Origin of the sequence: Ferrovibrio sp. (assembly GCF_964218355.1) — a bacterium.
In the GTDB taxonomy this organism is placed as follows: Bacteria; Pseudomonadota; Alphaproteobacteria; order Ferrovibrionales; family Ferrovibrionaceae; genus Ferrovibrio.
Window position 1 is genome coordinate 41445 of sequence record NZ_CAXPMC010000014.1, and the last position, 18801, is coordinate 60245.

Below are 18801 nucleotides of genomic sequence, written 5' to 3' on the forward strand. Positions count from 1 at the left end.
CGGCAGCCGGCCCCTGCAGCCATCCCTGCGACCATCCGCCGCCTCGCCTTCCGGGCCGGCCTGTCCTAGATCGGCAGCATGGCAGGACAACACGACGATACCGACAGCACCTATGCCGAACGCGCCGCGCGCCGGGCGCAGCTTGCGCCGGGCCATGCCGCCGGCGTGACCGAGGCGATGATCCATGACGTGGTGCATGCCTTCTACGGCCGCATCCGCGCCGATGCCGTGCTCGGCCCGATCTTCACCGGCGCCATCGCCGACTGGGACATGCATCTGGCCAAGATGTGCGATTTCTGGTCGTCGGTGCTGCTGATGACCGGCCGCTATGCCGGCCGGCCGATGCCCGCCCATGTGAAGCTGAACGACGCGGAGGGCGGCGGGCTGGATGACACCCATTTCGCCCGCTGGCTCGGGCTGTTCCGCGCCACCGTGGCCGAACTCTGCCCGCCGCCGGCAGCAGCCCTGTTCGAGGATCGCGCGCAGAGGATCGCCCAGTCGCTGCTGATGGGCGTGCGCTTTGCCCGCGGCGAAACGCCCGGCTGGCTGGGGCCGGCGAAGAGCGAGCCGGCGGCCTGAACGCCGCCTCGTCAGCCTACATGTAATGCTGCAGCCGCTGGCCCGGCAGCAGGTCATAGGCCGACCGCCAGCCGGGCAGGGCCGCGATGCGGCCGAGCCAGGCGCTGATCGCCGGATGGCTGTCGGCGAAATCGTAGCCATGCTCGTCCGCGGGATAATGCAGATAGGCCTGCATCGACAGGTCGGCGATGCTGGGCTGGGCGCCGGCAACGAAAGCGCTTTCCTGCAGATGCCGGTCGAGGATGCCGAGAAAGTCGTCGATGCGGCGCCGCAGGAAGGCCAGCATCTGCGGATCGGGCTTCGGCGTGAAAGTGCGCAGGTAGCGATAGGTCGCCATATAGCCGGAAAGCTTGTGGTTGTCCCAGAACAGCCAGCGCAGGATCGCGTACCGCTCGTCTTCGGCGGCGCCGCCGAAACGGCCGTAGCGTTCCGCCAGCTTCAGCAGGATCGGCGCCGTCTGGGTCAGGCGCCGGCCGTCTTCCTCCAGCACCGGAATCTCGCCCATCTCGTTGACCTGGGCCCGCCAGTCGGCGGTGCGGGTGATGCCGCCGCCGAAATCCGTCCAGACCGGCTCGAAACTCTCACCGCACAGGGTCAGCATCAGGGCCAGCTTGTAGCTGTTTCCCGATTCCGGAAAATGGTGCAAACGGTAGGCGGGCATGCAATCCTCCCGGCAGCGGAACTCTTGACCCGGAAAAAAGAACATATGTTCTGTACACCCCTGCCCGCCCCGATGTCAACATGAGCGACACCGGCATGAGCGACACCGGCATGAGCGAGACCGGCATGAGCGAGACCGGCACGATCCCCGAACGCCAGCGCCCCCTGATGGAGGCGACTTTGCGCATCATCGGCCGCAACGGCATCGACGGCGTCACCCATCGTGCCGTTGCCGCCGAGGCCGGCCTGTCGCTGGGCGCCATCACCCATCATTTCAGGAGCCGCGACGCCCTGGTCGAGGCAGCCCTGCGCCACGCGCTGGCCCGCGAGACCGGGCGGCTGCAGGCCCTGGCTCTCAGTCTGCAGGGCAAGACGATGGATGCCGGCGCCTGGCTCGACGCCCTGACGGCCTGGTATGCCGACGAGCTGAAGGGAAATGCCGAGGCCCACATCGCCTGCTACGAGGCATTTCTGGCCGCGGCACGCAGCCGGCGCCATGCCGACGTGGTGCAGGCCTGGTTCGCGACCTGGCGGCAGAGCGCGGCGCTGGCCCTGGCCGCCGCCGGCTCGGCCGATCCGCCACGCCACGCCGAACTGTTCGTGGCCACGCTGACCGGCCTCGTGCTGCAGCAGCTGGCCGCGCCGCGTCGCAGCTTCCGCCGCGAGACCCGCGATGCACTGGGCAGACTGGTTGACGGCCTGCTGTCGCAGGACGCCTAGTACAGCCGCGTCCTGTAGGCTTCCGCGAGATTGGCGTCGGCGGCTTCGGCATCCACGCCGGCGATCTGGTCGGCGATGACGCGGCCCAAGGTCGGGAAGGTGCCGCGCGGCACATGCTTTTCCGGATTCCACAGCTCCGAGCGGATCATCGCCTTGCCGCAATGGAAAAACACCTCGCGCACGCGGATCTCCAGCGCCGAGGCCGGCACCTGGCCCTGCACCGCCAGCGGCGCCAGCCGGGCCGCATCGGTGACGATGGCGGCCGTGCCGTTCACCCGCAGGGTCTCGTTGATGCCGGGCACCAGGAACAGCAGGCCGACCGAGGGCTGCTGCGTGACGTTGCGCAGGGAATCGATCAGGTTGTTGCCGCGGCGGTCGGGCAGCAGCAGGGTGGCATCATCCTCCACCCGCACGAAACCGGGCGCATCGCCGCGCGGCGAGCAGTCGGCACCGTCCGGCCCGGCGGTGGCCAGCATCACCATCGGCGACAGCGCGATGAAGGCTTTGGCATGCCTGTCGAGGCGGGACAGGATCTTCTTCTGCACCATCTCGGCGGGCTGCGCATAGCAGTCGCGCAGGGCGGCTTCGGTGGAGAGGGTGGCGGTCATGATGGACTCCTTTGCCGGGAGTTTATCGCGACCTCCCCTCCATCGTCACCCCCGCGAAAGCGGGGGTCCAGGCGATCGAAGGACCGGGTTCCCGCCTGCGCGGGAACGACGAAGAGCCTCAGGCGAAATCCGCCGCCAGGCTGTCGCGCACGGCATCCGGCAGCACGGCGATATGGCCGTAATTCGGATGCTCGATGGCCAGCAGCACGCGGGTGCCGGGCGCGCGGAAGGCGGCGACCTGCTCGGCCGTGAACGGAAAGCGCAGGAAATGCACCGCCGAGGTCTTGCCGTCCTCGCGGTTGCGCTCGGCGTCGTCTTCCGGCACGGCGCGCACCTTGTGGGGGCCGAATTCCAGCACGATCGTCTGGTCGATATTGGTCAGCTGCGCCAGCACCGCCGGGCGGCGCTTGGCATCGTCCACCTCGATCATGAAGGTGGCGACCAGCTCGCGGCCCTTGGGGATCAGCGGCGCATAGGCGGCCAGCTCGTCGGCAACCTGTTCCTCGCCGCCCTTTTCGATGAACAGCATCTCGTGGATCTGCCACCACATGGTGGCGTAATTCTCGAAATAGAAGGTGCAGAAGGGGCCGACGCCGACGCGGCGGTTCTTCTTCACCGCCACCACCTCGGCGCGCTTGTCCTTGCGCAGCTTGACGAATTCCTCCATCGGCAGGATGTCGGCGCGGGTGATGTCGGTCTTCGGTGCCATATACATGATCCTCTCCTGAGTTGCCGGATGCCCCTCCGCCTACCCAGTTGGTGTCGCTTCGATCAGCGGCCTTCTACAGCAGCCCGTAGGCCTTCGCAAACAGCTCCACCGGATGCTCGGCCTTCGCCGGCAGGGCAAAGCCTTCCTTGTCCTTCCCCTCGCGTTCCATGCCCTGGCGGATATGGATCGCCGCCAGCGGGCATTCGGACGCGATATGGGCCTTGTTTTCCTTCACGGCCGTGCGCGCCACCGGCTTGCCGACCTTCATGCCGACCTCGAAGAAATCCTTGCGCACGCCCCACGAGCCGCCGTGGCCCGAGCAGCGCTCGATCACGGCAAGGTCGCCGCCCTTCTCCAGGCCGGGGATCAGCCGCATCATCTCGGCCGCCTTGGCGCCCATATTCTGCGCGCGCGCATGGCAGGCCAGATGCAGGGTGACCCCGCCCTCCAGCGGCTTCAGTCCGGGCGCAAGGCCCTCTTTCTTGGCGATGTCGACGATGTATTCCGAGACATCGAAGGTGGCCTGGGCCAGCTTTTTGATCAGCGGATCGTCCGGCAGGATCAGCGGCCATTCGAACTTCATCATCAGGGCGCAGCTCGGCACCATCGCCACCACGTCATACCCCTGGTCGATCAGCGGCGCATAGAAGGCGGCCACCGTGCGCGCCTTCGTGGCGACATCGTCGAGATCGCCCTGTTCCAGCCGCGGCATGCCGCAGCAACCGGGATAGTCGACCCGCAGTTCGACGCCGTTATGGGCGAGGATCTTCTGCGCCGCGGTGCCGATATCGGGATTGTTGTAGTTGACGAAGCAGGTGGCGTAGATCGCCGCCTTGCGCCTGCCGGCGCCGGGTGCCGCCGCATTCGCCGCCGCCGGATCGGCTTTCGCGCGGGCGACGAAGGTTTTGCCATGGAATTCCGGCAGCGCGGCATCGTGATGGACGTCGGCCACCTTTTCCATCAGGCCGCGGGTCAGGCCGTTGCCGCGCGCGCTGGCCCAGTTCACCACCGGCGCGGCCAGGCCGGCCAGCCTGCCGTTGCGGTCGGTCCGGCTGAGCTGGTCGCCGGCGAAGTCGGTATGGCCCGCCTTCCGCTCGGCGGCGCGGTAGCGCAGCATCAGATGCGGGAAATCGAGATTGAACTCGTGCGGCGGCACATAGGGGCACTTGGTCATGTAGCACAGGTCGCAGAGCGTGCAGGCATCGACGACCGGCTTGAAATCGGCGGATTTGACCTCGTCGAGCTCGCCGGTCGGCGACTCGTCGATCAGGTCGAACAGGCGCGGGAAACTGTCGCAGAGATTGAAGCAGCGGCGACAGCCGTGACAGATGTCGAAGACGCGCCGCAATTCGGCATCGATCTTCTCCATGTCGTAGAAATCGGGATTCTGCCAGTCGAGCGGATGGCGTGTGGGCGCGTCGAGGCTGCCTTCTCTCATGAGCCGGTCTCCGGAAGCAGGCGGGGTGCGTCTGACGGGCTGCCGGAAAGCTTGGGGCAGGCAGCCGTTTCAGCGGAAAGTCCGGAGAGCCGGCACTGCTGCGCCGGCCCTCCGGATCGTCACGTCACCGGACAGACGGGCTCAGCCCATCGTGTCGAGGGCCTTCTGGAAGCGGCCGGCATGGCTCTTCTCGGCCTTGGCGAGGGTCTCGAACCATTCGGCGATCTCGTCGAAGCCTTCCTCGCGGGCGGTCTTGGCCATGCCCGGATACATGTCGGTGTATTCGTGGGTCTCGCCGGCGATCGACGCCTTCAGGTTCAGCGAAGTGTCGCCGATCGGCTCGCCGGTGGCCGGGTCGCCGACTTCCGACAGGAATTCGAGATGGCCATGGGCATGGCCGGTCTCGCCTTCCGCGGTGGAGCGGAACACGGCGGCGACATCGTTGTAGCCTTCCACGTCGGCCTTCTGGGCGAAGTAGAGATAGCGGCGGTTCGCCTGGCTCTCGCCGGCGAAGGCTTCCTTCAGGTTCTCGTGGGTCTTGGTGCTCTTGAGGGCGGGCATGCTGGTCCTCCTTGTTGCATCTTGCCGCCGGAATGCCGGATGCATCCGGGCGGCGGGGTGTCCCGCTGTCGATCCGCGCTCCTGACTGTCCGGGCCGGCGATGGGATCGGCAGCGAAACAGGTATCCGGAAGGGATTCGGGACGGCGACGATTATGGCCCGGCCGCGAAGGCCGTCAAGTTTTTCTGGAATTATTCTAAATCTTGATAACGGCTCGCAACAAGCCGCCGGCCGGCGCCCGTCCGCCTCAGCCAGTGGCGGCCGGCAGGGCCAGACAGGCGCAGAACCCGCCTTCCGGCCGGTTCCGGAAACTGACGCGGCCCTGCATGGCGGCGGCCGTTTCGGCGACGATCGCCAGCCCGAGGCCGGTTCCCGGATTGTCGGCCTGGTAGCTGTCGCGGTCCTGCACGAAGGGCTGGCCGAGATGCTGCAGCACCACCGGCGAAACGCCGGGGCCGGTATCGGCGATCTCAATGGTCATGGTCCCGGTATCCGGCGGCACCTGCAGGGTCACCGTGATGCGGCCGCCGGCCGGCGTGAACTTGACGGCATTGCCGAGCAGGTTGATGAGCATCTGCCGCAGCGCCCGCTCGTCGCAGAGAACCGTCGCACCGGCGGTGTCGTCCTGCAGCGAGACGGCCAGCCCCTTGTCGGTGGCGCGGCCCTTGACGAACAGCCAGGCATCCTCGAAGGCGAGCGCCGGTGCGATCGGCTCGACCTGCATGCTGACGCCGCGCTCCTGGATGCGGGTGAGATCGAGAATGTCGTTGATGATGGCCAGCAGATGCCGGCCGCTCTTGAGAATGTCCGTCGTATATTCGCGATGCTGCGGCGAACCCGCCGGCCCGAGGGCCCCGGTGGCCATGGCCTCGGAAAAGCCGATGATGGCATTCAGCGGCGTGCGCAGTTCATGGCTCATGACGGCGAGGAATTTCGACTTGGCGCGACTGGCCTGCTCCGACAGCCGCAGCAGGCGTTCCCGCTCGCTGGCCAGTTCGGTCAGGCGCTGCTCGCGGTCGGCAATGTCCGTCATGTCGCGCATGATCGCGCACAGCATCGGCTGCCCGAGCACGGTCGTCTTCGACACCGATGCCAGCAGCGGGAAGGACGTGCCGTCCGCCCGCAATCCCCTGACCTCGCGCCAGCTGCCGATCTCGCAGGAACCGTCCGGCCCGGCCAGCAGGCCGCGGATGGCCGCATCCAGCCCGGGCCGCTGTTCCGCAAGCACCAGCTGCGCCAGGCTGCCGCCCGCCATCGCCGCCGCGGCGCGGCCGAACATGGCCTCGGCGCCCTTGTTGGAATGGGTGATGCGCAGATCGCAGTCGAGGCTGACGATCGCGTCGCTGGCCGCATCCAGCAGCAGCGCCACCCGGCCTTCGGCATTGGCGCGGCTGACCGCCAGACGCCGTTCGGCAGTGATGTCGAGCATCACGCCGTTATGCAGCTGGCTGCCGCCGGCATCCGTGAAGGTTCCGGCCGCCATGCGCAGAATGCGTTCCTCGCCCCCGGGCAGGATGTAGCGGCCCTCGAAATTCCAGTCCTCGCCGGCCGCCACCGAGCTTTCCAGCGCCTCCCGCCAGCGCCGCCGGTCATCCGGATGCAGCCGGAATTCCCGCTGGCGCCGCATGAATTCCGCGGGCGGCAGGCCGGTGATGGCCGAACTGTTCGGGCCGACCCAGACGAAATGGCCGCGGCCCGGTGCGGTCCGCTGCCACTGGTAGATCATCCCCGGCACCGCCCGGGCGACATCGCTGAACTGCCGCTCGCGGGCGGCGACGGACTGCACGATGCGGCGGGCACGATGCAGGACCCAGACGAACACGCCGCCCAGAATGCCGGACAGCATCAGCACGAACAGCAGCTGTACCAGCAGGAAACCATGGTCATGGCCCAGACCGGAATCGGGATCCCGCCAGTCCTGCCAGATATGGGCCGCGATGCTCAGCGCCACGAGGACAAGGGCGCCGGTCACGGTCATGGCGACCAGCTGGTTGATGCGGCGGAGTTCGAGGGCGGCGGCGTTCAGCAAGGCAGGGGGATCCGGATTGCAGGGGCATCCGGCGGCCGGTCCGCACGGACAGCCCCTAGGCTGCCGCAGCCACGCCCGGCAATCACATAGGTTTTTGGTAATCCGGCCTATCTATCCGGTAACCCGGCCGGACCGCGCCCTACTGTTCGAGGCGGACGATCACGTCGACGCGGGCGATTTTCGCCCCGGCCGGGGCCTCGGGCAGGCGGGCCACCGCCACCTGCTCTTCCGGGATGTCCTGCAGTTCGCCCGACCGCTCGTAGTAGAAATGATGATGCGGCGCCAGATTGGTATCGAAATAGGCGCGGCCGGCATCCACCGTCACCATGCGCAGCAGGCCGGCGGCGGTGAACTGGTGCAGGCAGTTATAGACCGTGGCCAGCGACAGCCGGCTGCCGCGTTCCGCCGCCTCGTTGTACAGGCTTTCCGCCGTCACGTGGCAGTGGCGGTCCTGGCCGAACAGGATTTCGGCCAGCACCAGGCGCTGCCGGGTGGTGCGCAGGCCGGCCTGGCGCAGCTGCTCGGCCGCGGCCTGGAAGCGGGGTTCGACGGGCTTTGTCATGCAACCGATATATAGCAGAGCCGCCGCGCCGGCCACCGGAATGTCGCCCGCGGCGCCTCCGGCCCCGGCCGCGGCACCCGGCAGGGCCTGCGCGGAGCCCTTCGGATGCGGTTTTACCCTGCCGGAACAGCGACTTGACTGCCGATTGCCGGATCGCACAGATGTAACAAGTTGCAACGAAACTGTTGCGGCCGGCCGGCGGATCACTACATTGTGCCCGGAGGCAACGTCTGGTCCATGACCGCTGGCACAGCGGACCCGCGCCCTCGCGGAGGGCATGGACATGCCCTCCGGACAGCAACGGAGCCTTTCAGGCAGCAACAGGGCCTTTCAGGCCGCAACACGGGTTTGAGGATTTCCGGCCGTGGAACGGAAGAACAGCTATACCTACGAAGACCTTCTGGCTTGCGCGCATGGCAAGCTGTTCGGCGAGGGCAATGCCCGCCTGCCGCTGCCGCCGATGCTGATGCTCGACCGCATCCTCAAGATCGCGGACCAGGGCGGCAAATACGGCAAGGGCGAGATCGAGGCCGAACTCGACATCAAGCCCAACCTGTGGTTCTTCCCCTGCCATTTCGAGGGCGACCCGATCATGCCGGGCTGCCTCGGCCTCGATGCCATGTGGCAGCTGGTCGGCTTTTTCCTCGGCTGGATGAAGGCGCCGGGCCGCGGCCGCGCGATCAGCGTCGGCGAGGTGAAGTTCTCCGACATGGTCACTCCGGCCGCCAAGAAGATCACCTTCAAGATCGACATCAAGAAGGTGCTGATGCGCAAGTTCGGCATCGCCATCGCCGACGGCACCATGTTCATCGACGGCAAGCCGGCCTATGAATGCAAGGACATGCGCGTCGGGGTGTTCCCGGACGGCATGGCACCCGCAGCCGCTTAAAGGAATTTTCCCATGCGTCGCGTCGTCGTCACCGGTCTCGGCATCACGTCGTCCATCGGCAACAATGCCGAGGAGGTTGCCGACAGCCTGAAGGCCGGCCGTTCCGGCATCGTGTTTGCCGAGGAATATGCCAGGCTCGGCTTCCGCAGCCAGGTGCATGGCACCGTCAAGATCGACCTCGAAGCCGCGGTCGACCGCCGGCAGAAGCGCTTCATGGGCGACGGCGCCGCCTATGCCTATCTCGCCATGGAACAGGCGATTGCCGACAGCGGGCTGGAGCCCGGCGATATCGTCAACGAGCGCACCGGGCTGATCGTCGGCTCCGGCGGCGCCTCGACCCGCAACCTCGTGCAGGCCGCCGACATCGTGCGCGAGAAGGGCGGCCCGAAGCGGATCGGTCCCTTCATGGTGCCGCGCACCATGTCGAGCACCTGCTCGGCGGTGCTGTCCACCGCCTTCAAGATCAAGGGCGTCAACTATTCGATCAGCTCGGCCTGCTCGACCTCGGCCCACTGCATCGGCAATGCCGCCGAACTGATCCAGCTGGGCAAGCAGGATGTGATCTTCGCCGGCGGCGGCGAGGAACTGGACTGGACGCTGAGCTGCCTGTTCGATGCGATGCCGGCGATGTCGTCGGCCTTCAACGCCACCCCGGAAAAGGCCAGCCGCGCCTATGACAAAGACCGCGACGGCTTTGTCATCGCCGGCGGCGGCGGCATCCTGGTAATGGAAGAACTGGAGCATGCCAAGGCCCGCGGCGCCAAGATCTACGCCGAACTGGTCGGCTACGGCGCGACGTCGGACGGCCACGACATGGTTGCCCCGTCGGGCGAAGGCGCCGTGCGCTGCATGCAGCAGGCCCTGAACGAGGCCGGCGGTCACGGTCACAACGCCCCGATCGACTACATCAACACCCACGGCACCAGCACCCCGGCCGGCGACATCACCGAGCTGAACGCCATCCGCGAGGTGTTCGGCGAGAAAATGCCGAAGATCAGCTCGACCAAGTCGCTGACCGGCCACAGCCTGGGCGCCGCCGGCGTGCATGAATCGATCTATTCGCTGCTGATGATGCGCGACGGCTTCCTTGCCGCCTCGGCCAATATCGAAACCCTCGATCCCGGCGCGGAGGGCTTCCCGATCCTGCGCCAGCGCGAGGACAATGCGGCGATCAACCGCGTGATGTCGAATTCCTTCGGCTTCGGCGGCACCAATGCCTCGCTGATCTTCCAGCGCTACGCGGCCTGATCCCGTCCGGCTGCCCAGAACGATAACGATAACGACCCCCTTCCGGATTTTTTCATGACCGACAATCCCGCAGTGATGAGTGGCAAGCGCGGCCTGATCATGGGGGTCGCCAACGACCACTCCATCGCCTGGGGCATTGCGGCGATGCTGCACAGGCATGGTGCCGAGCTGGCCTTCACCTACCAGGGTACGGGCTTCGAGCGGCGCGTCCGCCCGCTGGCCGAAAGCGTCGGCGCCAGGGCCATCGTGCCCTGCGATGTCGAGGACGAGACCAGCATGCAGACCGCCTTCGAGGCGGTGGCAAAGGCCTTCGGCGGCCAGTTCGATTTCGTGGTGCATGCCATCGCCTATTCCGACAAGGAAGAGCTGAAGGGCCGCTATCTCAACACCACCAAGAGCAACTTCACCCGCTCGATGGCGATCTCCTGCTATTCCTTCACCGAGGTCGCCCGGCTGGCCACGCCCTATATGACGAAGGGCGGTGCGCTGATCACCCTGACCTATGAAGGCAGCACCCGGGTGATGCCGAACTACAACGTGATGGGCGTCGCCAAGGCGGCGCTGGAAGCCAGCGTGCGCTATCTCGCGGTCGATCTCGGGCCGCAGAATATCCGCGTCAACGCCGTCTCGCCGGGGCCGATGCGCACCCTGGCCGGCTCGGCGATCGGCTCGGCGCGCGCCACCTTCAAGTTCACCGCCCAGCACAGCCCGCTGCGCCGCAATGCCTCGCTGGAGGATGTCGGCGGTGCCGCGCTGTTCCTGCTGTCGGACCTCGGCGCCGGCGTGACCGGCGAGATCATCCATGTCGACAGCGGCTTCCATGCGCTGGGCATGCCCAATCCCGCCGATCTCAACGGCAGCGGCAACGGCGACGCCTGAACGGCCGGCCGCGCGGCCCGGCAGGACCGGCGGCGTTACCGAATCTTAAGTTGAGACGGCCGGCCGCGGCCCGCATGCTGGGCCGATGCAACCTGCTTCCTCCGCCACACCGGCCGGCCAGCGCGATCTCGACGATCTGGTTGCCGACCTGCAGCACAGTCCGCTGCAGCCGCTGGCAGCACACTGGCTCGATCTTTTCCGCCGCAGGCAAGCGGTGCCGTCCCGCAGCGACCTCGACCCGCTGCAGTTTCCGCATCTGCTGAAGTCGGCCTGGCTGTTCTCGGCCGAGGAGACCGGCGATTTCCGTGTCCGGCTCTGCGGCGAGCAGTTCGCCGACTGGTATGGCTTCAATCCGACCGGCAAGACCTTCCGCGACATCTGCACCCCGGCGGTCCTGCCGCTGCTGCAGGCCTTTGCCCGCCGGGTGATCGACACGCCCTGCATCATCCTCCAGCGCGTCGAATCGAAGATGCCGGGCTGGAACGAGCCCGCCGGCTTCTACCGGATCGGCCTGCCGGTTGCCGGCCGGCAGGGCGATGTCAGCCACCTTGTCGGCGCCACCCTGTTCGACACGCGGTATTACAACGGCCTCGGCGCGGAATCCTCGCAGATCCGGCACGAGGCCTGCTACCGGCTTGTTCCGGCGCGGCGTGCGGCGGACGAGAAACCCGCGACGATGGCATTGCCCCTGTTCTGATAATATCTCGTGGCAGCGTGGCTGCCCCTTGTCCGGCGCGCCGATATCCGGAACAAAGGGCGGGTGAACCGGCCACTCGATACCCTGCTGTCCGATCTGCGCCTGCCCGGCCACAGGGCCCTGGCGGCACACTGGCTGGCGCTGCATGACGCCGCCGGCCGGCGGATTCCGGCGCTGTCGTCCATCGATCCGCTGCAATTCGCGCCGGCCCTGAAGGATGCCTGGATCGTCGATGCCGAGGAGGACGGCCGCTTCCGCATGCGGCTGGGCGGCGAGACGCTGACCGACTGGTACGGCTTCAGCACCAGGGGCCGGCTCTATGAAGAGATGTTCGGCCCGGCAGCCCTGCCGCTGGTGACCGAGCAGACCCGCCGTGTGCTGCAGACGCCCTGCATCGGCTATCATCGCGTGCATCCCGAGATCGCCGAGCGTGACCACACCGTGCCGGCCGCCTTCGAGCGGCTGGCGCTGCCGCTGACCGATGCCGAAGGCCGCATCCGCCACATGATCGGCGCCACCCGCTTCATCGGCCGCACCGATCCGGACGCGGCAGCCGGCGCCGCAGGCAGCAGCGATGCAGAGGAAGTCGCCTTCTGGTATCCGCTGCCGGCGTCCATCGGCGCATGACCGCGCCGCCCGTGCGGCCTGACGTTACCGCTTCTTAAGCAGCCGGTTACCGGCAGATAATTAGCGCCCGGGCGGCACGGCTTTCTATGGTGGCGGCCATGGACCGCCCCCTGCACTGCCTGGCCGAGGATATCGCGCTGCCTGCCCATCGCCGGCTCGCCGCCGACTGGCTCGCCCTTTCTGCCGCCGCCGGCAACCGGGTGCCGGCCCTGCGCGATTTCGATCCCGGCCGCCATGCCGGCATTGCCGACGATCTGTGGATTCTCGATGCCGAACCCCATGGCCAGCTGCGCTTCCGTCTGGCCGGCCGCAATCTGAGCCTGTGGTACGGCACCGACCTGGCCGGCCGCACCCTGCTGCAGACCTATGTGCCGGCGCTGGCCGCCGATCTCGGCAAGCTCGCCCGGGCCCTGCTGCAGCGCCCCTGCGCCGGCTGGCATCGCGGCCACCACCGGATTCCGGGCTGGGTCGTGCCGGTGCCTTTCGAGCGGATCGGCCTGCCCCTCTGCGACGATGCCGGACAGATCCGCCATCTGGCCGGATTCACCCGGCTGGGCGCCCTGGCCGAACCGCCGCCGGAAACCGACCGGCTGCATTTCTATCCGCTGGCGGATGCCGGCAGCCGGCCGGCACCGGCAGGAAGCCCGTGACCGGAATATATCCCCGGAAGAGCACGGCAGCGAGAACACACGCGGAAGGGGTTATCATATCTTAAGTGGCATCGGCGCGGCGATGCCCCTACCCTGACCCGACCCGAAACCAGTGGTGAGGCGTGTCATGCTCCGCGAACTGGCCAGGCTGCAGACCGACATGCGCCAGCCCCCCCATATCTCCCTTGTCGAGCACTGGCTCGACCTGTTCCGGGATGGCGGCAATACCGTGCCGTCCATCCAGGATATCGACCCCTGCCGGCTGGGCCGGCATCTGCCCGACATCTGCATCCTCGATCATGAAGGCGGCGACGATTTCCGCTTCCGCCTGACCGGGGAAACCGTGAAGGGCCTGTATGGCGGGTCGGTGAAAGGCCGCCTGCTGGGCGACCTGGTCGAGGAGCCGACCGCGAGCCGGCTGCTGGAGATGGCCCATGCCATCCTGGCCAGGCCGCTGGCGATCCTGCATGGCCTCAGCGGCATGCAGCCGGCCTGGAATTACTCGGTCGCCCTGCAGCGCATCAGCCTGCCGCTGGCGGACAGATACGGCGCCATCCGCCACATCATCAGCGCCACGGTCTGCCATACCTATGAAGGCGGCGTCGTCAGCGGCGAATACCAGCATTGCTATGCGATCCCGGCCTTGCCGCCGGCCGGACTGGTGCCCGGGGCGGGGCAGACCGCGGCGGCCTAGCCCAGCGCGGCGCGCAGCACCCGGAACAGCCGGTCGATATCCGCATCGGTGTTGTACAGATGCGGGGTGACGCGCATGGCGCGGCCGCGCACGCTGACGAACACCTGCTCCGCCGCCAGCTTCGCCGGCAGGTCCGCGGGCACGGCGCCGGCGAAACGCAGGCCGAGGAAATGCCCGGCGCGGCGCGCATCCGGCGCCGATCCCAGCCCGAATTCGTCCCGCGCACGCGCGGCCAGTGCGGCATTGCGCCGGGCCAGCGTCGCCTGCACATTCGCCACGCCCCAGCCGAGGATCATCTCCAGCGCCGCGATCGCCGCCGGCGTCAGCGCGAAATTGCTGCGCTCGCCGACATCGAAGCGCCGCGCGCCCGGCTGGTAGTCGCTCTTGTAGTCGACCAGGCCGGCGAAATTCTCGGAGTCTTTCCGCGCGATCCAGTTCTGCTCGATCGGCATCGCCTGCTGCCAGCGCGGCGCCACATACATGTAGCCGAAGGAATACGGCCCCATCAGCCATTTGTAGCCGCCGGCGACGAGGAAATCGGGATCGATCGCCGCCACGTCGAAAGGCAGCGCGCCCAGCGACTGCGTCGCATCGATCACCAGCGCCGCACCCACATGACTGCAGGCGGCGCGGATGGCCGCGAGATCCAGCAGGCCGCCATCGGTCCAGTGGCAGTGCGGCAGCGCCACGATGCGGGTGCGCGCATCGATGCGGGCCAGCACGGCAGCCGTCCAGTCGTCATCGGCGGGGCGCGGCACGTCCAGATGGGCGGCATTGGCGGCGCGCGCCTTTTCCATCCACGGATAGACATTGGAGGGGAATTGCTCGGCCAGGGTCAGCACGCTCTCGCCGGGCTGCAGCGGCAGCGCCTGCGCCGCCACCGCGATGCCGTAGGAGGCGGACGGCACCAGCGCGATATCGTCCGGCGCGGCGCCGACCAGGCGGGCGAACAGCGCCCGCACGGTCTCGCTGTCGGTGAAGAAATCCTGCGGCGTCACCGTCCAGGGCGCGGCCTTGCGGCGCATCCCGCCCTCGCCGGCGGCCGTCACCGCCTTCGCCAGCGGCGACATGTAGGCGCAGTTCAGATAGGCGACATCGTCGGGGATGTCGAACAGGGCACGCTGGTCGGCCAGGATCGTCGGCTGGGTCATGCCCTCCGCTTAGCACGCGGCGGCAGCGGACGGAATCGCGGGATTGTCAGCCTACATTCCGGCGGCCACGGCGTCGCCGCCCGGCCGGGTCACGGCCCTATAATCTGACAGCGAGGTCGCGGATCGCCGCCCGGCAGGCATCGGCGGTCCGCTGGAGATAGTCGCGCGCCTCGGGACGCAGGTCGTTCTGCTGCAGTTGTTCGTTGATCGACGCGAGAATAGCGCGCAGATGCCGAATGCGGGCCGGCATGTCCATATCCCCCTCAGGCGAATCACTCATGACCCGGGGAGAGTGGCGCGGTCTTGGTTAACAAAAGCTGAGGCGGCGATTCAGGATCCGGATGTCAGACGGTGACATCGGCGTTGCGCCCCATGCCGCGCGGCCGCGGATGGACGCTCTGGTCGGTCTTCGCCTCGGTGGCGTCGGCGCCGCTATCGGCATTGCGGCCCTTGTCCTTTTTCGCCTTGTCGGAGCCGCCGGAATTGCCCGAGGCGCTGGCGGCCGAGCGGGTCTCGGTCTTGATCGACGCCGCGGCGGCGGAGGCCTGGGTCGCATTCACCACCTGATTCTGCTGCGCCAGACCCTGCGCCGCGGAGCTGGGCTGCGCAGCGGGAAGGGCGGTGACAGGGGGGATGATGAATGTCATGTTTCACATGTATGATGCCTCATCTTGGTTGACAAGGTGTAAAATGTCCGTCTCCGGTAGTGCCGAATCCGGTTAATTTCGCCTCATGAGGAGTCCGCCCTGAGCCCGCCCGGCCGCAAACCACCCGCCAAGGCGCCCGCGAAGCCGGGCCTCGTCGCCCGCCTGTTCGGTGCCGCCGCAAAGCCGGCCGCGCCGCCGGCCCGGCGCTATACCGGTCCGGCCAAGGATGTGCGCGCCCAGCTCGGGGCGCAGATCAGGGCGCTGCGGGCGAAGCTCGATCCGCAGCTGCTGCGCATCGTCGAGAAGATCGCCCGCAAGGGCCCGCCCGTCACCGACCAGGACCGCGCCCAGCTCGCCATCGAACTGTTCCTGCTGCAGAAGAAGGATGGCGGCGACTTCGCCGCGAAGCTGAAGGCGAAGCTGGACGAACAGAAACGCCGCAGCCACTGACGCATCATGACATCCCTGCCCGCCCATGCCGCCCTGCTGGTGATCGATGTCCAGCTGGCCATCGATGCGCCCTACTGGGGCCCGCGCAACAATCCGCAGGGCGAGGCCAACATCGCCGCCCTGCTGGCCGGCTGGCGCCGCAGCGGCCGCCCGGTCTGGCATATCCGCCATGATTCGATGCAGGCCGACTCCGCCTACCGGCCCGGCCAGCCGGCCCATGCCTTCAAGCCGGAGGCGATGCCGCTGCCCGGCGAGCCGGTGATCGCCAAGCAGGTGCACAGCGCCTTCATCGGCACCGGCCTGGAACGCCGCCTGCGCGATGCCGGCCAGACCGACCTGGTGCTGTGCGGTGTGCTGACCCACAATTCGGTGGAGGCGACGGCGCGCATGGCGTCCGATCTGGGCTTCGACGTGCGGCTGGCCGGCGATGCCTGCTGGGCGGTGGACCGGCGGCTGGCCGATGGCCGCGTGGTGCCGGCCGCCGATGTGCATGCCCTGTCGCTGGCCAATCTCGACGGCGAATACGTCACCGTCGCCAGCACGGCGGACCTGCTGGCGACGCTCTAACGCAAGGGCGGGATCAGTGCAGGGTCGATTGCGGCTGGTCGCCGGGCGCCGCCGGCTGTGCCGCGGCATCGGCGCCGGAACCGGAACCGGCACCCGCACCGGCATCACGGGCATCGGCCCGTTTCAGCCGGTCATGGGCGCGCAGCGCGAAGGGGATCGAGACCAGATAGGCGATCTCCAGTGCCGCCAGCGTGTACCAGGGCTGATTGAACAGGCCGGCCACCAGCAGGCCGATGCCCAGCAGCACCAGGCCGACATATTCGCGCGGCACGCGGACGCGCTTGAACGAGAAGGTCGGCACCCGGCTGACCATCATGCCGCCGACCGCCAGCATCCACACGGCATTCAGCCAGGGCGAGCTGAACACGCTGCTCTCGACCTCTAGGCTGATGATCATGAACAGCAGGCTGAGGCCGGCACCGGCCGGCGACGGGATGCCGGTGAAGAAGCTGCCGGTCCATTGCGGCTTGTCGGCATCGTCCAGCGCGGTGTTGAAGCGCGCCAGCCGCAACGCCGTGCAGACCGAGAAGGCCAGCACGCAGAGCCAGCCGGTATTGCCGTTGCCGAGATCGTGCAGGGTCCAGAAATACAGCACCATCGCCGGGGCGACACCGAAGCTGAGGAAATCCGACAGCGAGTCGAGTTCGGCGCCGAATTTCGAGGCGCCCTTCAGCAGCCGGGCGACGCGGCCGTCCAGCATGTCGAACAGGGCGGCCACGGCAATCGCGCCGACGGCGAATTTCCACTGCCCGAGCAGGGCGAAGCGGATCGCGGTCAGCCCCGAGCAGAGCGCGATGATGGTCAGGATGTTGGGCGCAAGGGTGTTGAGCGGCAGGTTGCGCAGACGCTGCGGCGGCCTCAGCTTCATCGGCATGCGACTCTCCCTGCCCGGCATGATGCGCCCGCAACCCTTCCCGGAGCGTTAACGGACTTCGCCCGGACGCGGCTGTTCGGTGGCGCCATCCTCGGCGATCACCGTCTCGCCGGCAATCATGGTCTGGCCGACGCAGACCAGCGGCACCATGCCGTCGTCGAGATAGACATCGACCCGGCTGCCGAAGCGGATCAGGCCGAAACGCTCGCCGGCCTTCAGGGCCTGGCCCTCCTTCGCTTCGCAGAGGATGCGGCGCGCCACCAGGCCGGCGATCTGCACCACGGCGAGTTCCTTGCCCGAAGCCAGCTTCAGCTTCAGCGACTGGCGCTCGTTGTCGGTGCTGGCCTTGTCCAGCGCGGCATTGAGGAACTTGCCCGGCCGGTAGGCCATGGCGGCCACCGTGGCATCGGCCGGAGAGCGGTTCACATGCACGTTGAAGACATTCATGAACACCGAGATGCGCATGCGGGCATCGCTGCCCATGCCCAGCTCCTCGGGCGGCACCGCGCGCTCGATCATCTGCACGACGCCGTCGGCGGGCGAGATCACCAGGCCGTCGCGCACCGGGGTGACGCGCGGCGGGTCGCGGAAGAAATAGGTGCACCAGGCGGTCAGGATCACACCGAGCCAGCCGAGCGGCTCCGCCGCCCAGAACAGCAGCAGCGTCGCCACGGCGAAGATGGCGATGAATTTCCAGCCCTCGCGATGGATCGGCACCAGAACGGAACGGATCGTGTCCATGATTTTCGGCTACCCCGGGCAAATTTCCGTGAAGCGCTAATGTAAGGGCTGGCGGCTGTTATATAAAGGCCCGGCCCCAGAACCGTCAGAAACCGGAGGACGCATCCCATGGCCATCACCCTCTACGACCTTGCCGGCGCCGACGACCGCCGTTTCAGCCCCCATTGCTGGAAAACCCGGATGGCGCTGGCCCACAAGGGGCTGGCCTTCGATGCCGTGCCGACCCGCTTCACGGAAATCCGCAGCCGCTGCGGCGGCGCCTTCAGGACGGTGCCGATCCTGGAAGACGGCGGCCGCCAGATCGTCGATTCCTGGGCCATCGCCGAATATCTGGAAGCGACCTATGCCGACCGCCCCAGCCTGTTCGGCGGGCCGGCCGGCAAGGCCCATGCCCGCTTCGTGCAGAACTGGGCGCAGACCCAGCTGCATCCGCAGATCGTGAAGCTGATCATCCACGACATCTACACCCATCTGGCGCCCGAGGATCACGGCTATTTCCGCGAGAGCCGCGAGAAATTCCTCGGCACCACCCTGGAGCAGGCGCAGGCCGGCCGCGAGGAGCGCGTCGCCGGCTTCCGCGCCGCGCTGGAACCGGCGCGGCAGACCCTCAAGGCACAGCCCTTCATCGGCGGCGAGGCCCCGCTCTATGCCGATTACGTGCTGTTCGGCCCGCTGCAATGGGCGCGGGTCACCGGCCGGATGGCGCTGCTGGCCGAGGACGATCCGGTGCAGGCCTGGTTCCTGCGGCTGGCCGATCTCTACGATGGCATGGGCCGCAGGATGCCCGGCTACTGGGGCGCGGCGAATGCCGCTGAGTGAAAC

The 18801-nt window shown here is 67.7% G+C and carries 24 protein-coding genes; 12 read left to right on the plus strand and 12 right to left on the minus strand.

The features are described from left to right. Positions 1–78: 78 nt before the first annotated feature. Positions 79–579, plus strand: coding sequence for a group III truncated hemoglobin (locus tag ACEQZY_RS08690; RefSeq protein ID WP_370153631.1), 501 nt, complete (start codon positions 79–81; stop codon positions 577–579). Between the two features lie 16 nt (positions 580–595). On the opposite strand, the gene ACEQZY_RS08695 is transcribed toward ACEQZY_RS08690, so the two are convergent. Further along, positions 596–1240, minus strand: coding sequence for a glutathione S-transferase family protein (locus ACEQZY_RS08695; RefSeq protein WP_370153633.1), 645 nt, complete (start codon positions 1238–1240; stop codon positions 596–598). Positions 1241–1320: 80 nt separating this feature from the next. Here ACEQZY_RS08695 and ACEQZY_RS08700 point away from each other — a divergent pair, with 80 nt between their 5' ends. Beyond that, positions 1321–1959: a TetR/AcrR family transcriptional regulator gene (locus tag ACEQZY_RS08700; RefSeq protein WP_370153635.1), complete on the plus strand. Its 639-nt coding sequence runs from the start codon at positions 1321–1323 to the stop codon at positions 1957–1959. Here ACEQZY_RS08700 and ACEQZY_RS08705 read toward each other — a convergent pair. The 6 genes from ACEQZY_RS08705 to irrA form a co-directional block, all read right to left on the minus strand. Beyond that, positions 1956–2567 carry a pyridoxamine 5'-phosphate oxidase family protein gene (locus ACEQZY_RS08705; RefSeq protein ID WP_370153637.1) on the minus strand — a complete coding sequence of 204 codons (612 nt, stop codon included), beginning with the start codon at positions 2565–2567 and terminating at the stop codon, positions 1956–1958. The two genes, ACEQZY_RS08700 and ACEQZY_RS08705, sit on opposite strands and share 4 nt — an antisense overlap. 118 nt (positions 2568–2685) lie before the next feature. Then, positions 2686–3282: a DUF3501 family protein gene (locus tag ACEQZY_RS08710; protein ID WP_370153638.1), complete on the minus strand. Its 597-nt coding sequence runs from the start codon at positions 3280–3282 to the stop codon at positions 2686–2688. 67 nt (positions 3283–3349) lie between these two features. After that, on the minus strand, positions 3350–4714 hold the full coding sequence (locus ACEQZY_RS08715) for a heterodisulfide reductase-related iron-sulfur binding cluster (protein WP_370153640.1): 1365 nt from the start codon (positions 4712–4714) through the stop codon (positions 3350–3352). A 141-nt stretch (positions 4715–4855) separates the two neighbouring features. Further along, positions 4856–5275, minus strand: a complete 420-nt coding sequence (locus ACEQZY_RS08720; protein WP_341705402.1) for a rubrerythrin family protein — start codon at positions 5273–5275, stop codon at positions 4856–4858. A gap of 246 nt (positions 5276–5521) precedes the next feature. Beyond that, positions 5522–7303, minus strand: coding sequence for a PAS domain-containing sensor histidine kinase (locus ACEQZY_RS08725; RefSeq protein ID WP_370153641.1), 1782 nt, complete (start codon positions 7301–7303; stop codon positions 5522–5524). Between the two features lie 139 nt (positions 7304–7442). Continuing rightward, entirely contained in the window at positions 7443–7865 is a 423-nt protein-coding gene (gene irrA, locus ACEQZY_RS08730; protein ID WP_341703876.1) for an iron response transcriptional regulator IrrA, read from the minus strand. Positions 7866–8229: 364 nt separating this feature from the next. Between irrA and fabA the strand changes: the two genes are divergently transcribed. The 7 genes from fabA (at position 8230) to ACEQZY_RS08765 (ending at position 13549) form a co-directional block, all read left to right on the plus strand. Next, the gene (gene fabA, locus ACEQZY_RS08735; RefSeq protein ID WP_370153643.1) at positions 8230–8754 is read left to right on the plus strand and encodes a 3-hydroxyacyl-[acyl-carrier-protein] dehydratase FabA; all 525 of its coding nucleotides are present in this window, start codon (positions 8230–8232) and stop codon (positions 8752–8754) included. A gap of 12 nt (positions 8755–8766) precedes the next feature. Next, positions 8767–10002, plus strand: a complete 1236-nt coding sequence (gene fabB, locus ACEQZY_RS08740; RefSeq protein WP_341703874.1) for a beta-ketoacyl-ACP synthase I — start codon at positions 8767–8769, stop codon at positions 10000–10002. A 54-nt stretch (positions 10003–10056) separates the two neighbouring features. Continuing rightward, positions 10057–10881 carry an SDR family oxidoreductase gene (locus ACEQZY_RS08745; protein ID WP_341703873.1) on the plus strand — a complete coding sequence of 275 codons (825 nt, stop codon included), beginning with the start codon at positions 10057–10059 and terminating at the stop codon, positions 10879–10881. 85 nt (positions 10882–10966) lie between these two features. Next, complete coding sequence (locus tag ACEQZY_RS08750; RefSeq protein WP_341703872.1) at positions 10967–11578, plus strand: PAS domain-containing protein; 612 nt, start codon at positions 10967–10969, stop codon at positions 11576–11578. A 63-nt stretch (positions 11579–11641) separates the two neighbouring features. Continuing rightward, complete coding sequence (locus tag ACEQZY_RS08755; protein WP_341703871.1) at positions 11642–12205, plus strand: PAS domain-containing protein; 564 nt, start codon at positions 11642–11644, stop codon at positions 12203–12205. Between the two features lie 98 nt (positions 12206–12303). Beyond that, positions 12304–12855, plus strand: a complete 552-nt coding sequence (locus ACEQZY_RS08760; RefSeq protein WP_370153646.1) for a PAS domain-containing protein — start codon at positions 12304–12306, stop codon at positions 12853–12855. A gap of 127 nt (positions 12856–12982) precedes the next feature. After that, positions 12983–13549 carry a PAS domain-containing protein gene (locus ACEQZY_RS08765; RefSeq protein ID WP_341703869.1) on the plus strand — a complete coding sequence of 189 codons (567 nt, stop codon included), beginning with the start codon at positions 12983–12985 and terminating at the stop codon, positions 13547–13549. Here ACEQZY_RS08765 and ACEQZY_RS08770 read toward each other — a convergent pair. The 3 genes from ACEQZY_RS08770 to ACEQZY_RS08780 form a co-directional block, all read right to left on the minus strand. Then, positions 13546–14700 (minus strand): aminotransferase class V-fold PLP-dependent enzyme, encoded by a 1155-nt coding sequence (locus ACEQZY_RS08770; RefSeq protein ID WP_370153648.1) that lies wholly within the window; start codon positions 14698–14700, stop codon positions 13546–13548. The genes ACEQZY_RS08765 and ACEQZY_RS08770 overlap by 4 nt on opposite strands. A gap of 97 nt (positions 14701–14797) precedes the next feature. Beyond that, complete coding sequence (locus tag ACEQZY_RS08775; protein ID WP_341703867.1) at positions 14798–14950, minus strand: hypothetical protein; 153 nt, start codon at positions 14948–14950, stop codon at positions 14798–14800. 94 nt (positions 14951–15044) lie between these two features. Beyond that, positions 15045–15347 carry a hypothetical protein gene (locus tag ACEQZY_RS08780; protein ID WP_341703866.1) on the minus strand — a complete coding sequence of 101 codons (303 nt, stop codon included), beginning with the start codon at positions 15345–15347 and terminating at the stop codon, positions 15045–15047. A gap of 228 nt (positions 15348–15575) precedes the next feature. On the opposite strand from ACEQZY_RS08780, the gene ACEQZY_RS08785 reads away from it, so the two are divergent. Continuing rightward, positions 15576–15797 (plus strand): hypothetical protein, encoded by a 222-nt coding sequence (locus tag ACEQZY_RS08785; RefSeq protein WP_341703865.1) that lies wholly within the window; start codon positions 15576–15578, stop codon positions 15795–15797. 6 nt (positions 15798–15803) lie between these two features. Beyond that, the gene (locus ACEQZY_RS08790; RefSeq protein WP_370153651.1) at positions 15804–16364 is read left to right on the plus strand and encodes a cysteine hydrolase family protein; all 561 of its coding nucleotides are present in this window, start codon (positions 15804–15806) and stop codon (positions 16362–16364) included. 13 nt (positions 16365–16377) lie between these two features. Here the strand turns inward: ACEQZY_RS08790 and pssA are convergent, their stop codons facing one another. Together pssA and ACEQZY_RS08800 are read right to left on the minus strand one after the other, a co-directional pair. Further along, positions 16378–17238, minus strand: coding sequence for a CDP-diacylglycerol--serine O-phosphatidyltransferase (pssA, locus tag ACEQZY_RS08795; protein ID WP_341703863.1), 861 nt, complete (start codon positions 17236–17238; stop codon positions 16378–16380). 48 nt (positions 17239–17286) lie between these two features. After that, positions 17287–17979: a phosphatidylserine decarboxylase gene (locus ACEQZY_RS08800; RefSeq protein WP_341703862.1), complete on the minus strand. Its 693-nt coding sequence runs from the start codon at positions 17977–17979 to the stop codon at positions 17287–17289. 108 nt (positions 17980–18087) lie between these two features. On the opposite strand from ACEQZY_RS08800, the gene ACEQZY_RS08805 reads away from it, so the two are divergent. Further along, the gene (locus ACEQZY_RS08805; RefSeq protein ID WP_370153653.1) at positions 18088–18798 is read left to right on the plus strand and encodes a glutathione S-transferase family protein; all 711 of its coding nucleotides are present in this window, start codon (positions 18088–18090) and stop codon (positions 18796–18798) included. Positions 18799–18801 lie beyond the last annotated feature (3 nt).